This is a genomic window from Enterococcus sp. DIV0167, from assembly GCF_050541555.1.
In the GTDB taxonomy this organism is placed as follows: domain Bacteria; phylum Bacillota; class Bacilli; order Lactobacillales; family Enterococcaceae; genus Enterococcus; species Enterococcus faecalis.
This window is the reverse complement of record NZ_CP172933.1, coordinates 1,610,885-1,626,659: the sequence shown is the minus strand read 5'-3', so window position 1 is coordinate 1,626,659 and position 15,775 is coordinate 1,610,885. Positions and strand designations below refer to the sequence as shown.

Annotated in this window: 15 protein-coding genes; 8 read left to right on the top strand and 7 right to left on the bottom strand. The window is 36.3% G+C overall.

Going from position 1 to position 15,775, the window contains the following annotated elements; genetic code table 11:
- Positions 1-172 precede the first annotated feature (172 nt).
- On the bottom strand, positions 173-532 hold the full coding sequence (locus tag IGM09_RS07910) for an iron chaperone (RefSeq protein WP_002400669.1): 360 nt from the start codon (positions 530-532) through the stop codon (positions 173-175).
- A 150-nt stretch (positions 533-682) separates the two neighbouring features.
- The gene (locus tag IGM09_RS07905) at positions 683-832 is read right to left on the bottom strand and encodes a hypothetical protein (protein ID WP_002357118.1); all 150 of its coding nucleotides are present in this window, start codon (positions 830-832) and stop codon (positions 683-685) included.
- Positions 833-1,040: 208 nt separating this feature from the next.
- On the opposite strand from IGM09_RS07905, the gene IGM09_RS07900 reads away from it, so the two are divergent.
- Complete coding sequence (locus tag IGM09_RS07900; RefSeq protein WP_033625033.1) at positions 1,041-2,876, top strand: LTA synthase family protein; 1,836 nt, start codon at positions 1,041-1,043, stop codon at positions 2,874-2,876.
- A 37-nt stretch (positions 2,877-2,913) separates the two neighbouring features.
- Here IGM09_RS07900 and IGM09_RS07895 read toward each other — a convergent pair whose 3' ends face one another.
- From IGM09_RS07895 to yeiL, 3 genes are all read right to left on the bottom strand, one after another.
- Complete coding sequence (locus IGM09_RS07895; RefSeq protein ID WP_010775945.1) at positions 2,914-4,095, bottom strand: multidrug effflux MFS transporter; 1,182 nt, start codon at positions 4,093-4,095, stop codon at positions 2,914-2,916.
- Positions 4,096-4,204: 109 nt separating this feature from the next.
- Positions 4,205-4,600, bottom strand: coding sequence for a DUF3224 domain-containing protein (locus IGM09_RS07890; RefSeq protein WP_010775944.1), 396 nt, complete (start codon positions 4,598-4,600; stop codon positions 4,205-4,207).
- Positions 4,601-4,671: 71 nt separating this feature from the next.
- Entirely contained in the window at positions 4,672-5,337 is a 666-nt protein-coding gene (gene yeiL, locus IGM09_RS07885; RefSeq protein WP_002362037.1) for a transcriptional regulator YeiL, read from the bottom strand.
- Between the two features lie 88 nt (positions 5,338-5,425).
- On the opposite strand from yeiL, the gene IGM09_RS07880 reads away from it, so the two are divergent.
- The 4 genes from IGM09_RS07880 (at position 5,426) to IGM09_RS07865 (ending at position 10,215) form a co-directional block, all read left to right on the top strand.
- Positions 5,426-6,076: a YczE/YyaS/YitT family protein gene (locus IGM09_RS07880; RefSeq protein WP_010713287.1), complete on the top strand. Its 651-nt coding sequence runs from the start codon at positions 5,426-5,428 to the stop codon at positions 6,074-6,076.
- 317 nt (positions 6,077-6,393) lie between these two features.
- A complete protein-coding gene (locus IGM09_RS07875) occupies positions 6,394-9,099 on the top strand; it encodes a cation-translocating P-type ATPase (RefSeq protein WP_010707395.1) in 2,706 nt (901 codons plus the stop codon).
- A 69-nt stretch (positions 9,100-9,168) separates the two neighbouring features.
- Complete coding sequence (locus IGM09_RS07870; protein WP_033625032.1) at positions 9,169-9,705, top strand: GNAT family N-acetyltransferase; 537 nt, start codon at positions 9,169-9,171, stop codon at positions 9,703-9,705.
- 69 nt (positions 9,706-9,774) lie between these two features.
- Positions 9,775-10,215, top strand: a complete 441-nt coding sequence (locus IGM09_RS07865) for a hypothetical protein (RefSeq protein ID WP_002385841.1) — start codon at positions 9,775-9,777, stop codon at positions 10,213-10,215.
- 242 nt (positions 10,216-10,457) lie between these two features.
- Here IGM09_RS07865 and IGM09_RS07860 read toward each other — a convergent pair whose 3' ends face one another.
- Positions 10,458-10,619 carry a hypothetical protein gene (locus IGM09_RS07860; RefSeq protein WP_002357133.1) on the bottom strand — a complete coding sequence of 54 codons (162 nt, stop codon included), beginning with the start codon at positions 10,617-10,619 and terminating at the stop codon, positions 10,458-10,460.
- 33 nt (positions 10,620-10,652) lie between these two features.
- Positions 10,653-11,009 carry a hypothetical protein gene (locus tag IGM09_RS07855; RefSeq protein ID WP_033625031.1) on the bottom strand — a complete coding sequence of 119 codons (357 nt, stop codon included), beginning with the start codon at positions 11,007-11,009 and terminating at the stop codon, positions 10,653-10,655.
- A gap of 179 nt (positions 11,010-11,188) precedes the next feature.
- On the opposite strand from IGM09_RS07855, the gene IGM09_RS07850 reads away from it, so the two are divergent.
- From IGM09_RS07850 to glpK, 3 genes are all read left to right on the top strand, one after another.
- Positions 11,189-12,523 (top strand): FAD-dependent oxidoreductase, encoded by a 1,335-nt coding sequence (locus IGM09_RS07850; protein ID WP_010713292.1) that lies wholly within the window; start codon positions 11,189-11,191, stop codon positions 12,521-12,523.
- Positions 12,513-13,979: a helix-turn-helix domain-containing protein gene (locus IGM09_RS07845; protein ID WP_002385844.1), complete on the top strand. Its 1,467-nt coding sequence runs from the start codon at positions 12,513-12,515 to the stop codon at positions 13,977-13,979. Before IGM09_RS07850 ends, IGM09_RS07845 begins: the two co-directional genes overlap by 11 nt.
- Positions 13,980-14,255: 276 nt before the next feature.
- A complete protein-coding gene (gene glpK, locus IGM09_RS07840; protein WP_002357138.1) occupies positions 14,256-15,761 on the top strand; it encodes a glycerol kinase GlpK in 1,506 nt (501 codons plus the stop codon).
- The last annotated feature ends 14 nt before the right edge of the window (positions 15,762-15,775 follow it).

Below are 15,775 nucleotides of genomic sequence, written 5' to 3'. Positions count from 1 at the left end.
CGAGAACCAAGTAGGTACTGTTTAACATCTATTTGCTTTGCAAATAGTGTTTCTCAGCAATAAGAAGGAATTTCCGAAAATTGTTCTTTAATTTTTGGAGAATTTCGGCTTATTTCCGAAGGAGTTGCTTCTGTTCCCGCCGTTTATCAGTTTTTGAGCGTGGGACAAAAATTCAAAGTGATTTTTGTCCCACGCTCTTCATGTTTTCTTGTACACGGAATTTAACTATTTCCTGTATTAACGAAAGAGGTAACTCTTGCGTGTAGGGAAATTGAATGGCACCTTTCGAGGTTTTAAAAGGGCGTAATTCTTTGCTGAAACGTTGGATGGCTGATGGCGTAGGATAGAAACCTAAATGTTGCTTGGCCGCCGCAAAATGCACTAAATTGCCATTTAAGTAAAAGGTCGGCATTCCATAAGCAATTTTTTCAGTAGTCTCCTGAGGAACAACCGCTAAAATTGCTTGGTAGATTTCTGTTAACTGTGTTTGATGTTGGGATTGCTGGCGTATATAGTTTGCAATGATGGTCATCTAAAAACACCTCCGTTTGTTTCAGTATACTATGTAAAAAATAAAAGGCGAAGAGGATACAAAAAAACCGTCTAGTATTTTTTCTTTACTAAACGGCTTTTAGCTTAAATAACTACCTAAAGGGTCTTGCATGGAAATGTTTGTCACTCCTTAGTTTAATTGTTTTAAGTGTGCAATTGCTTCTTCAATTGTGTGACCAGTTGCTGTTTTACTTTCATTTTTTGCATCGAAAACAATGAAAATATTTTTGTCTGTGTCTAATTGAATACGGTATTGAATGTTTTTTACTTTGTAAGTCATAGTTATTCTCCTTTCATAAAGTACTCTAAAAAGGCGACGATAACTGATAACGAAATTCCATTGTTACTATACCACTGGAAAATTATTTTTGCAACAAATAACATTTTTTCTTTACCATTCCTTAGACTTCTTTGCTAGCTACTTCTTTACATTCTTTTTCAAGAAGCATAAAATAAATACATTACTAGTTTTTGAATAGGAGATCGATGTGAAAAAGAGAGTTGAGAAATTTAGACGACGGCCCTACCGCTACCTTTTGTATGGAATCGGGTTCATCTTATTAATTATTTTTAGTAATTTATATTTGCAATGGTGTCAGAATAACTTGTCTGTTGATTTAGCCTTCAAGTTTGCTTTTTCGTGGCATACGGAAAAGTTTTTCTTAGGTTGTTTTGTGCTAAGCGTTTTTTTACTTTTTTTATGTAGTTTGGCAGGTTCATTAGGAGTTGGCGCTCTTTTATATAGTGTCATAATAGGTGTTTTAGGATTTGCGGACTATCAAAAGATGTTTTATCGTGTCGAACCTATTTACCCAGACGACTTAAAAATGATCACAGAAGTTAGTTTATTAAAAGAAATGGTTGGTTTATGGCCGTTTATTTTTGTGGTAGCGTTAGGTTGTGTAGCACTTTTTTTCTTAGGAAAAGCCTTTTATAAAAGTTTCTTTTTATCGAAGAAAAAACAAACGATTCGTGTGTTAAGTCTTGTTCTTTCGATTGGTCTATTTTCATATATTGGTGATTTTAACAATCCGCAAAATTTGTTACGTAAAGCCTATAATAAAACCGCGTTATGGATTCCTTACAGCCAAAAAATGAATTACTACAATACAGGATTTATTGGTGGTTTTCTATATAATTTAAAAGTAGAGGCTATGGACCAACCAAAGGGTTATTCAAAAGAAGCTATTTCAGAAATTACTCAGAAATATCAAAAGTTGGCCGAGGCGAAAACAGTGCCGAGCAATGAGCAACCCAATATTGTGTTTGTCATGAGTGAAAGTTTTTCAAATCCAGATCATCTGAAAGGTTTGTCCATTATTGGTAACCCTTTAGCTGATTATCAGCAAATCGCTGATAAAACTTACAGTGGCCAGATGCTTTCACAAAACTACGGGGGCGGAACTGCGAATATTGAATTTGAAGCCCTAACAAGTTTTTCGATGGAATTAATGAATGCCCAAATGACTACACCTTATACGATGATGATTCCTAAGATGACGGAATTGCCTTCCATTGTTTCATTACTTAAGGAACAAAAGTACCAAACAACGGCTATTCATCCGTACAATACATCTATGTATAAACGAAAAGATGTGTATAAAATTTTAGGTTTTGATCAATTTATCAATGAAAAAACAATGAACTATACGGATAAACTAGAAAATAATCCTTACATTTCAGATCAAGCAGCGTATCAGGAAGTGACGACACTGCTTAAAGAAAAAGAGCAACCGCAATTCATTCATTTAGTTACTATGCAAACACATATGCCCTATGAAAATAAATACACAACGTCCAATTATTTTTCTCAAGGAAACGGCAATCAAGTCGCGCTCAATAATTACTTGCAAGATATTGCCTACAGTAGCGAAGCTTTGAAAAATTTCCTACAAGAAATCGAAAAAATGCCCAAACGCACATTAGTCGTTTTTTGGGGAGATCACTTACCAAGTATTTATGATGAAAACATTCAAGCGTTGAATGAAGGGGCAGCCCTTCACCAGACAGAATTTCTAATGTATGATACGGCGAACCAGTTAATAGAAAAAAATCAGCATCAAGCAACTATTAGTCCATTTTATTTTGCTCCCTCACTTTTCCAACAAAGCGGTTTACCGCAATCGGGATTTTACGCTATGTTAAATGAGGTACAAGGACAATTGCCTGCTTTTGAAAAGGGGAATTACTATCTCGGTGGGGAATGGAAAAAAACAGTAGAAATGAATAAAAAGCAAGAACAACTATATGAGGAATACCGACTGATTCAATATGACATTGTTTCAGGGAAGCAATATAGTTTAGAAAATCAATTTTTTAGCTAAAAAAAACACACGAAATATTCGTGTGTTTCTTGATTTTTTATTTTAAAGTTTTACGATAAACAATGACATAATAGCTGAAAGCTAACAGACAAGCAAAACTTAAAAAGTAAAGCGGTAAGACCCAAATGGTACCATTGTGAAAGTAACTAATCAAATAGGTAAAGAAACTAACAAACAAGTAATAGACAAAACTAAAAATTCCACTGGCAGTACCAATTACAGATTCATAGCCTTTTAAGGCCATACTTAAGGCATTGGGCAAAGTAATATTAATCCCTAAGAAAAAGAGAAAAATAAACAAAATAAGACCAATGATTGATTCAAATTGTGTCATTATTAATAAACAGCAAGCCGCAAAGATACTTAGCAGCAAACCAGCAAAGGCAATTTTTTCCGCTGACCAATATCCTAGCAACCAATTGATAAGAAATGCAGCAAGAATACTAGACACAGCTAAAACTAAACCAAGAAAGCCATATTGGACACTGCTAAAGCCAAAGTGATTGATGAAAATAAACGGAGCTTCTGCATAGTAGCTAAACAATAAACCATTAATGCCCCCAATCAATAAGCCGTAGCACCAAACTTTCGAGTCGAAGGAAAGGCGTTTCGCCACGGACCAAAAAGGCGCTTTCGTTAAGGTATTTCCTAAGTGAAAGGTTTCTGGTAAACGATAAAAACTATAGAAAAGTAATAGAACAGCCATGACAATTAAGGTGCTAAAGACATGCTGATAGCCAAAATAGGTTTGAACAAGTCCGCCGACTAAGGGTCCGATGGCAGGAGATAGCGATAGGGCAGCGCTTGTTTGAGCAAAAATTTTCCCTCTTTGAAGATCGTTAAAGCTTTCCCGCATCATCGATTGAGTAATAACAGAACCAACGCTTGCACCAAATGCTTGAATTAAACGGAAGAATAACAGCCAAGGAAATGTCGGACTCAAAAAAAGGCCAATATTTCCAATTAAATAGCATAAAATTCCTAATAGCATAGCTGGGCGACGTCCAATCGTATCGGATAGAATTCCCCAGAATAAAACGCCAACGGCAAAGGCAACAAAATAAATACTCATGGTTAATTGTGCCACGCTATCGTGAATGTTAAAAGCAGAACTCAGCGCTGGTAAAATAGGTGTGAAAATCGACTCGCTGATTTGTGGAAATCCCACAAGCAAAATAATAATTAGTAATGATGGGACGGTGTTTCGGGTGTTTTTCATGATTTTTCTCCTTAAAAGTTTAATCTAATCAAAAACACCCATTGTCTTTTACAACCGCCAAATTTAAAATAAGTAAAATAATGTCACCAACTTTCCTTGAAATTTTTTATTATACAAAGTCTAAATGAAGAAGCGCTTCTTCTTGACTAAATTCATAAGTGTAGCGACCGGATAAACCGGCAAGCTCACCTGATGCTTGAAATAGTTCACCTGGGCAGTCTAAAAGACCCTGTGTAAACGTCCCTTTTTCGCAAGCAGTAAAGGTGCCTTTTTTTCCTAAATAAGTTCCTTCGAAATGTAGGAAACCGACCACTTGAGCCACAGCTTCAAGCCCATCAGCCATTGAAGAGCCTTGATAAGTCATTAAGTATTCCACAGAAGCTGTCCCAGATAAGGCGCCTGACAATTGATAAGTAGCGGTCGCTTGATTCACTGGGAAATTTTCATTAAGATTGTCAATCGGTTGTTCTTGCCAACTAGATACAGTAAATGATGCTTGCTCCATTGCTGTCCCTTCTTTCTTATTAATAAGAATAGGGTAGCGGGAAGCGCACTATTTGTCAACAATCCACCACTTTAACTCTTCATTTTTTGCACAAAAGAATGTAACGCTAAGCGGTTGATGTGATAAGCAGTTCCTTGTTTTTGAATAAAGCCGCGCTCTCGAAATTGTTTGAAGGTATAAATAAGATGGCGATAACTAACCCCTAAGTATTCGGCAATCTCAGTATGTTTTTCTTTATAAACATCTTCGTGATTAGCGGCAACCAATAGCAATTCCGCTAGCCGATAACTTAGTTCATAGGTCTGATTCGTTGTAAAGTGGTCCACCCGTTGGAGCATTTTTTTCCCTAGATAATGGCTGAGTTGCTGCATAAAAAGTACCTTGTTTTTTAAAACAGTTTCTGCGTAAGCTAAAGGTACAGCCAAACAACAGGTTTCACCTAAGGCGATAACGTCCTTGGTTATCGTTTCCGCTTGAACTAATGTTAAATCGCCAATTAAATCACCTGTCGTTAAAAACTGAACAATGGATTGGCGGCCATTGCGTTCTGTTTTTAAAATTTTCGCTTTTCCTTTGATTAAATAAAAAAGATAATTTAATGGCTCTGCTTGGTGATGAATGAATTCTTGATTTTCAAAATCGATAATAAAACTGTGTTTTAAATCAGTTTCATTAAAAAAAGGCGTATTTTTAGCTAATTCTTGTTTCGGTGATCGTTGGTAGGCTGTTTTAAGCATTTTTTCTCCTTATAATAGGAGATATCTCCTATTTGTTTCTTCTATTGTAGCACATAATAGACGTATCAAGAGTAGAGGAGTTTTTATAATGTGGAAGAAAAAAATTGTGCTATCGTTTCTTTTTTATTTAATTAGTGCATTGGGCATCAGTTTGACAATTCAAGCAGGCATTGGAGTTAGTAGTTTTAATGCATTTAATGTGACCTTTGCAACACTTACTCATTTAAAAGTCGGAACTGTTACCACAGCTATTAATTTCGCTTTTTTAGGCACGTGTTGGTTGTTAGATCAGCAGCGTAAAATTCAGAACTATTTGATTATTTTGGTGGCGTTAATTGGCTTTGGTTTTGTCATTAATTTTTTCTTATATCAATTATTTGGTTCGCTTGTTTTTCAAAATTATTTGGTTAAAATTGTTCTATTTATTTTAGGGACAATCATAGCAGGAATCGGGACAGGACAGGTAGTTGCGCTAGGTGTTTTGCAATTTCCTATTGAAAAATTTTGTACACTTATTTCTGAAAGAACGCGCTATAGTTTTCAGTTTTATCGTTATTTAGTTGATATTTTTTGTGTCAGTTTAGCACTAGGATTGTCCATTAGTTATCATTTGCCGATTTTTGTTCGTGAAGGAACCGTGATTAGTCTTTTCTTACTTTCTTGGGTTATTAGTTGGTCGAGAAAGCGGGGACAACAGCGTATTTTACGAATACAAATCAAGAAACTGGAATCCGAATGAAAGGATTTCAGTTTTTTTCAAATGAGCAGAACTTTTATTTGAAAAAAAGAGTGGAAAACGGTATACTAATTAAGTAATTATTCATAACATTGGTTCTCCAATCAATGTTAAATAGTTTTTTCATGAGGGAGTAACTGACAGTATTTATGCTGTGACAACATCACCAACTCCGAAAGCAATTTCTGGTGTTGTCTTAAACGGTGAGACTTATGTATGTTCGACGAAGTAGCATACACAAGTCTATTTTTTTTCATTTATTTTTGATGAAATGTAAAATAGAACTTGGAGGATGCTGCAAAAAATAGAGGAGGAAGAACATGTCAGAAGAAAAGAAAACACAATTGTCTGAAGCGTTTTACGCACAAGACGACACAGTTGTTTTGGAGAAAATGAACACAACAACTGATGGATTAAGTGCACAGGAGGCTCAAAAGCGTTTAGAAACGTACGGGGAAAATGTGCTAGATGAAGGGAAGAAAAAATCACTTGCCGTGAAATTCTTTGAGCAATTCAAAGATTTTATGATTATTGTTTTATTAGCGGCAGCGGTCATTTCAGCCGTCTTTTCCCATGATGTGGTAGACTCGATTATCATCTTAGTGGTTGTTATCTTGAACGCCATCTTTGGGGTCATCCAAGAAGCTAAAGCGGAACAAGCCATTGAAGCATTAAAAGAAATGTCTTCACCAAATGCGAATGTTCGCCGTGATGGACACGTCATTACTGTTAAAAGTGATGAATTAGTGCCAGGTGACATTGTTTTATTAGAAGCAGGGGATGTCGTTCCAGCCGATTTACGTTTATTGGAAGCGAATAGCTTAAAAATTGAAGAAGCAGCGTTAACCGGTGAATCTGTTCCAGTTGAAAAAGAAGTAACCATCTTAGAGGGTACCGATATTGGTATCGGTGACCGAATCAATATGGCTTATTCCAATAGTAATGTGACGTATGGACGTGGTCTTGGCGTTGTGGTTGGCACAGGAATGAATACAGAAGTCGGTAAAATTGCTGGCATGCTAGCAAGCGAACAAGAAACGGAAACGCCTTTAAAACAAAACTTAAACCAATTGGGTAAAATGTTAACAATTGCCATTTTAGTCATTGCAGCGGTGATGTTTGTGGTAGGAATGATGAATGGTCGTTCATGGATTGACATGTTATTAACGTCAATTTCGTTAGCTGTAGCGGCAATTCCAGAAGGATTACCAGCGATTGTCACAATTATTTTGGCTTTAGGGACCCAAAAAATGGCCAAGAAAAATGCGATTGTCCGTAAGTTACCAGCCGTTGAAACATTAGGAAGTACAGACATTATCTGTTCAGATAAAACAGGTACGTTAACCTTAAATCAAATGACCGTTGAAGCGTTGTATACAGATGGTCAAGTTTTATCTGCTTCCACAGAAATCCCTACCGATAATATGGCTTTAAAAATCATGAACTTTACGAATGATACAAAAATCGCTCAAGATGGTTCATTAATTGGTGACCCAACAGAAACTGCCTTAGTACAATTTGGTTTAGATCATGCGTTTAACGTAACCGAAAAAGTAGCAGCTGAACCTCGTGTGGCAGAGATTCCTTTTGACTCTGATCGTAAATTAATGACTACTGTTCATGAATTAAAAACAGGTGGCTTCCTAGTTTCTGTCAAAGGTGCACCAGATGAATTATTGAAACGTTGTACGGAAATCTTATCAAATGGAGAAACAAGTCCATTAGATGAAACAAAACGTCAAGAAATTTTGAAAACCAACACCTCATTAGCGAAACAAGCCTTACGTGTTTTAGGAATGGCTTATAAATATGTTGAGACGATTCCAGCCGAAATGAGTTCTGAACTTGTGGAAAAAGATTTAACATTTGCTGGTTTAGTCGGTATGATTGACCCAGAAAGAAAAGAAGCTGCAGATGCTGTAAAAGTCGCGAAAGAAGCGGGTATTCGTCCAATTATGATTACGGGTGACCACCGTGATACAGCAGAAGCAATTGCGGCACGTTTAGGCATCATCAAAGAAGGCGACGACGATGCAGTCATTACAGGCGCTGAATTAAATGAATTGTCAGATGAAAAATTCGCACAAGTCGTGGGACACTACTCTGTCTATGCTCGTGTTTCACCAGAACACAAGGTTCGGATTGTTAAAGCGTGGCAACAAGAAGGAAAAGTGGTTGCGATGACTGGTGATGGCGTAAATGATGCCCCAGCCTTAAAAGCTGCTGACATCGGCATTGGTATGGGGATTACCGGAACAGAAGTATCAAAAGGTGCTTCAGATATGGTCCTTGCCGATGATAACTTTTCAACAATTATTGTGGCAGTAGAAGAAGGACGTAAAGTTTTCTCAAATATCCAAAAAACGATTCAATATTTACTTTCAGCTAACTTAGGGGAAGTATTAACCTTGTTTATTGCAACAATGCTCAATTGGGATACCTTGTTACCTGTTCACTTATTGTGGATTAACTTAGTAACGGATACTTTCCCAGCGATTGCGTTAGGTGTGGAACCAGCAGAACGTGATGTGATGAGCCATGAACCTCGTGGTAAAAAATCGAACTTCTTCTCTGGCGGCGTTTTAAGCAGTGTTGTTTATCAAGGGATTACGCAAGGGGCATTGACTTTGATTGTGTATAAAATGTCAATTATGTTCCCAGCACATACCGCAGCTAACACAAACTTATCGGCGCAAGCGTTGTATGATTTACAACACGGCGATGCTTTAACCATGGCCTTTGCTACTTTGGGATTAATTCAATTGTTCCATGCCTTTAATGTGAAGTCGATTTATCAATCAATTTTCAAAGTTGGCTTATTTCGCAACAAATCATTTAACTATGGGATTCTTGTTTCGTTCTTGCTATTAGCTGCAACGATTGTTATTCCAGGATTTAATGATTTATTCAGCGTTACACATTTAGATGCATATCAATGGGCAATTGTAGCAGGTACTTCTTTTGCTATCATCCCAATTGTGGAAATTGTGAAGTTCTTCCAACGTAAAGCAGGTAAAGGTGCTTAATAAATAAGAAAAGAAAATTGGCTGGTACTTAAACCAGTCAATTTTTCTTTATGTAAGGAGTGAAAGGGCTTGAAACGGAAAATTATTTTCGAAACACAACGACTTATTGTCAGAGAATGGCAGTCGGAAGATGAAGTGGAATTGAAAAAATTTTTGCAAGATGAAAATGTGATGTATGCCTATGAACACGCTTTTTCTGATGAAGAGGTTGCAAACTGGCTAAAGTGGAACTTACAGTCCTATCAAGAATACGGCTACGGCTTATGGGCGTTAGAGAAGAAGCGAACAGGCGAAGTCATCGGCGAGTGTGGACTCACCAATCAATTAGTAAAAGGCAAGAGCTATCCAGAAATTGGTTATCATTTATGTGTGAAAGAATGGCACAAAGGGTATGCGATTGAAGCTGCCGCAGCGACAAAACAGTACGCATTCGATGTATTAAATTTTCCAGAAGTTATTTCAACGATTCGTGATACGAACTTAGCCTCTATGAATGTCGCTATTCGAAACCAGATGCTTGTTAGGGATCGATACATTAAAACATACCATGGTAAAACGATGCCTCACTATGTTTTCTCTGTTAAGAATCAAAAGAATAAAGACTGAAAAAGTGCCACTTGTCAGATGGAATAGAAAAAGTGTAAAATGGAGTGAAAGAGAAAAGGGAAAAGAGGGATGGTTATGAGACCAAATTTAGGATTTTACGTTCAAACAATTAATGATATCGTTAAAACAACAGAAGATATTGGCGAAGTCATGAATCCATATTACGAAGAAGTTCGTCAAGCGATCGATAAGAATAAAGTGAATGATTTAACAGCCGAACGAATTGCAGAAATTCAAGCAAAATTTAAAGAAGGTACTGAAAAATATGAATTAATGCTCAAAAAAGTCGGAACATTAAAACCAACACCACAAGTACTTGGCATTCACAAAAAATTTCAACATGCTTATACAGAATATGTAGCAGGATGCAATGAAATGATTTTAGCAACAGATCCAGAAACAGGTATTGATGCAGATTTATTTAATGCTTCAGAGGAAAAGCAGGATCAAGCAACGGATGAATTAACCTTTGCCATTACGCGAATGAGCAACATTCTTTTGAAAAAATAAAAAACTAATAAAAATAACTAACGAATTTAATATTTTTTTCATGTCTTTTTTATGGACAAAAGAGAAAGTGTATTGTATTATTAATTCATACCAACAACAACCTTTTTATTTTTCATTTTACTCTTATTGAGTAAATACTCCTTTTCCATCGGCAAAACTGCCGGTGGTTTTTTTGTTATTTTTTTTATTTTGATAATAAAACAACCTTTGATTTTATTAAAATCAAAGGTTGTTTTAGATCGTTAATTTTCAACATTTCGCACATAATCATCAAAGTATTGAATTAACTCTTTCTTGATTTGTTGATAATCTGCTTCAGAATAGTTCTTTTCTTCTAGCGTACCATTAAAAAATGGCAAATTTAGTTCTTCTTTTAAACGTTCAATCACTTCTTCTTGCTTCATAAGGACCCCTTCTCAACGAATTGTTCTCTTCTATTATAGAACATTGTAGTCATCCGTCAATTGTTCAAAGGCAATTTTCATTTCCTCTAGACGTTCATTCAATTGATTGGTTTCATCTTCTTCATTGAAAAAATGTTGTTTTAATTCAAAATAAAAATTTTCGAAGGCTTGGAAAAAAGGCACAGACTTGTTGTTTTCAAGAGCAGGAACACTTGTGTAGAGAACACGAGCGCTATGGTAGTAAGTGAAAACCTCGTTAATATTTAATAAAATACGCGCTTCTTCTGGGCGTGGTCGACTTGTAACTAAGTCATGTAAAGATAAACTTTTTGTATGGGTTTCAGATAAATAAAATAAAAATAGTTCCAATTGCTCTTTCGTTGCAGACATGAAAACTCCTCCTCAAACAGTAGTAACATTTATTATAAATGAAAATGAAAGTGCTTGAAAAGCAATGCGCTCAGCAAAAATAATTATTTTAAGGGAAAACTATAGTTGTTGCTTTAGCATTCTTTTTAATCATGATAAACTGAGAGAAGTATAATAGGTCCTGACAGAGGAGGAAACAAATGAAAATTGTGATTATTGGTGCATCATTCGCAGGTATTTCCGCAGCAATTGCTTCAAGGAAAAAATATCCCCAAGCAGAAATTTCTTTAATTGACAAACAAGCAACAGTGGGGTATTTATCTGGTGGCTTAAGTGCGTATTTTAATCATACCATCAATGAATTACACGAAGCACGTTACATAACGGAAGAGGAATTACGTCGTCAAAAGATTCAGTTGCTTTTAAATAGAGAAGTCGTGGCAATGGATGTTGAGAACCAACTGATTGCTTGGGCGCAAAAGGAAGAGCAACAGTGGTATTCTTATGATAAATTGATTTTAGCGACAGGCGCGAGCCAGTTTTCCACGCAAATTCGTGGTAGTCAAACAGAAAAATTACTCAAATATAAATTTTTATCAGGTGCTTTAGCGGCTGTTCCATTACTGGAAAAGAGCCAGACAGTAGCCGTCATTGGTGCAGGACCCATTGGAATGGAAGCTATTGATTTTCTTGTGAAAATGAAGAAAACGGTCCATGTCTTTGAAAGTTTAGAAAATCTATTGCCTAAATATTTTGATAAAGAAATGGTTGCAGATGTTCAAAAATCTTTGGAAAAACAAGCAGTAATTTTCCATTTTGAAGAAACGGTCCTAGGAATTGAAGAAACAGCAAATGGTATTGTTCTTGAAACAAGCGAGCAGGAAATTTTTTGTGACAGTGGGATTTTTGCTTTAAACTTACATCCTCAATTAGCCTATTTGGATAAAAAAATTCAACGAAATCTGGATCAGACAATCGCGGTGGATCCTTATTTACAAACTTCAGTGCCGAATGTTTTTGCCATCGGAGATTGCATTTCAGTTATGAATGAACCAGTCGCGGAAACTTTTTATGCTCCGTTAGTGAACAATGCGGTACGAACTGGCTTAGTAGTCGCCAACAATTTAGAAGAAAAAACACACCGATTCATTGGCTCTTTGCGAACAATGGGAACAAAAGTGGGGGACTATTACCTTGCTAGTACAGGTCTAACCGAAACGGAAGGTTTATTTTTTCCGCAAACACTTGCTTCCGTAATTGTTAGACAGCCAGCGCCGCCTCTACAACATGGGACAGAAATTTTAGGCAAATTAATCTATGATAAAGTGACACAACGGGTCCTTGGGGCACAGCTTTGTTCAAAAAACAATTGTTTAGAAAAAATAAATACGTTAGCATTAAGTATCCAAACAGGTCAGACACTGACAGACCTATTACAAAAAGATTATTTTTATCAACCTTCCTTAACCAATATTTATGATATTACAAATTTGATGGGTGCTTCGGCTTATTGGAGAGAGAACGATGAAAGTTGAGACGTTATTGGAAAAGAAAGCGATGCGACAATTATTAACGGTGCAACAAACCATCTTAGCAGGCGGTACCTGCTCAGTCTCTGATTTAACAGCATTTTTAGCGGTCACAAAAGCCTCCTTTGAAAAAGACTTAGAGGATTTACATTATTTTTTGAAACCTTTTGGACAGGATTGTCAGCTTACTTATGATGGCCAACAGCTATCAATCACCTTATCGGATTTTTTTTCGTTGAATCATTTAATTGAAGCATTTGTAAAAGAGTCTCTTAAATTTCAACTTTTAGATTATTTATATCGTAATAAAGAGTTTTCTATTGTTCAATTAACGACTAAATTTATGATTAGTGAGTCTTCTTTATTTCGAAAGATTAAGGAACTCAATCAATTGTTAGCCGCCTTTGATTTGCAAATAAAAAATGGACAACTACAGGGAGAAGAATTGCAGATTCGTTACTTTTACTTTCAGTTGTATTGGTATATTACTCCCTATGAAACACACCAGAAAAAAACGATGTCCCCGTTAAATAAACGGATAATTGAAGGGATTGAAACTGGCTTAGGTTTTACTTTTAATGAACATAATGCGTTAAAAGTTAGCCTTTGGTTGAGTATTACGAAAAAGCGCCTAGCGGTTACTTCAAAAAAATATCAACAATTGAGAAAGAAAATGATTGATTTTAAAGAAGATCCGTTATTTAAGCAAGTTCGACAATTGTTTTTCCGTTTTTCTAGTCGCTATTCATTAGAATTAGACGAAGGAGAAAGCATGATTCATTTTGTTTTTCTAATCACAATGTCGGTCTTACCAGAATCAGCTTTTGATGAATATTCCTTAATTCGGGGACGTCGTTCCGCTGTTTCTTTAGCTGATACGTTTATCTTGGAAAATGTGGTCTTGTATTATCGGCCCCATAAATTTGAACCTACTCTTGAGAAAACCATGGCTTACTATTTTTCACAAATTCATGGAAAACTCTATTTTTTTAAAGGAGAATTGGAAGTTTTTGATCGGGCCCATATCTGGGAAAAAGAACAGCAATTATCTAGTCGGGAATTAGCTTCTTTTTCAACAACGTTATTAGAAAAAGCTTTAGCTTGTTTTGATGAAACGTATCAACCAGGAGATAGTTTGCATGAACTTTCTCTGGTCAAATATTTAAGCGTGTTGGCATTAATTGAATTTAAAATGATTGGTGAAATAAAAATTGGAATTCATTTAGCAATGGATGCTCTTTATCAAGCGGCGTTAACACAAGTATTAATGCTTAGTCTTAAAAATATGAATGGCACGCTGGTGGAGAGGTATCAGCCTGAACAAACATATGATTTAATTGTGACCAATTATCAGCAAACGAGCTATCAAGGAACACCGGAAGTCTATGTTTTGTCAGAATTAAGTTCGACCTATGATGTGCAACAATTAAAAAAGAAAATACGCACCTTGCGAGAGAAATAAACAAAAGGTTGGTGTGACGGAAATTGTCTGATCCTCGCACCAGCCTTTTTACAACTAAAAGTCGAAAATTAGGCTTTTTTAAACAAAAATGTTTCTTTTTATTGAAAAATTAGAGATAATAAAAGTATTATTGAAAGCGTTATCTTTGTTGGTTTTAGTAGAAATCCTTTCAATTTTTTTAAAATAAAAAAAGTTTTTGACATGTTTAGTTATTCTTTTGTTTGTAAGATAGGGACATAAAGAAAACGATTTCAAAAACGTTTAGGAGGAATTATCATGGCAGAAGAAAAATACATTATGGCGATTGATCAAGGAACGACTAGTTCTCGTGCAATTATTTTTGATAAAAAAGGAAACAAAATTGGTAGTTCACAAAAGGAATTTACTCAATATTTTCCTAATGCAGGTTGGGTGGAACATAATGCCAATGAAATTTGGAATTCTGTTCAATCCGTTATTGCAGGTTCTTTAATTGAGTCAGGAGTGAAACCTACAGATATTGCTGGAATTGGGATTACAAACCAACGGGAAACAACCGTTGTTTGGGACAAAGCAACTGGGTTACCCATTTATAACGCAATTGTTTGGCAATCACGCCAAACGACACCTATTGCCGATCAACTAAAAGAAGATGGCTACAGCGAAATGATTCATGAAAAAACTGGGTTAATCATTGATGCTTATTTCTCAGCAACGAAGGTTCGTTGGATCTTAGATCATGTAGAAGGTGCACAAGAACGTGCAGAAAACGGCGAATTGATGTTTGGAACAATTGACACTTGGCTCGTTTGGAAATTAACGGGAGATACTCATGTCACTGATTATTCAAATGCAAGTCGGACGATGTTGTTTAATATCCATGATTTAGATTGGGATCAAGAAATTTTGGATCTTTTAAATATCCCACGAGTGATGTTACCGAAAGTCGTTTCGAACTCTGAAGTGTATGGACTAACAAAAAATTACCATTTTTACGGAAGTGAAGTTCCTATCGCTGGGATGGCTGGTGACCAACAAGCCGCCTTATTTGGTCAAATGGCCTTTGAACCTGGGATGGTTAAAAATACCTATGGAACAGGCTCATTTATTGTCATGAACACTGGCGAAGAACCTCAACTTTCTAAAAATAATCTGCTTACCACTATTGGCTATGGCATTAACGGCAAAGTATATTATGCCTTGGAAGGAAGTATCTTCGTGGCTGGTTCAGCGATTCAATGGTTACGAGATGGCTTAAAAATGTTGCAAACGGCTGCGGAATCTGAAGCAGTAGCCAAAGCGTCAACAGGGCACAATGAAGTTTATGTGGTTCCTGCATTCACTGGTTTGGGTGCACCATATTGGGATTCACAAGCGCGTGGGGCTGTCTTTGGATTGACACGCGGTACCACGAGAGAAGATTTTGTCAAAGCGACACTTCAAGCAGTTGCGTATCAAGTTCGTGACATTATTGACACGATGAAAGAAGATACAGGCATAGACATTCCTGTCTTAAAAGTAGACGGTGGAGCAGCAAACAATGATTTCTTGATGCAATTCCAAGCAGATATTTTAAACACTGCTGTTCAAAGAGCCCATAACTTAGAAACAACGGCCTTAGGCGCAGCTTTCTTGGCGGGCTTAGCGGTTGGCTTCTGGAAAGACTTAGAAGAAATCAAAGCATTCCAAGAAGAAGGACAACAATTTGAACCCATTATGGCGGAAGAAGAACGAGAAGATTTATATGAAGGTTGGCAACAAGCAGTAGCAGCTACCCAACAATTCAAACGTAAAAATAAGTAAATGGAAAAGGGGAA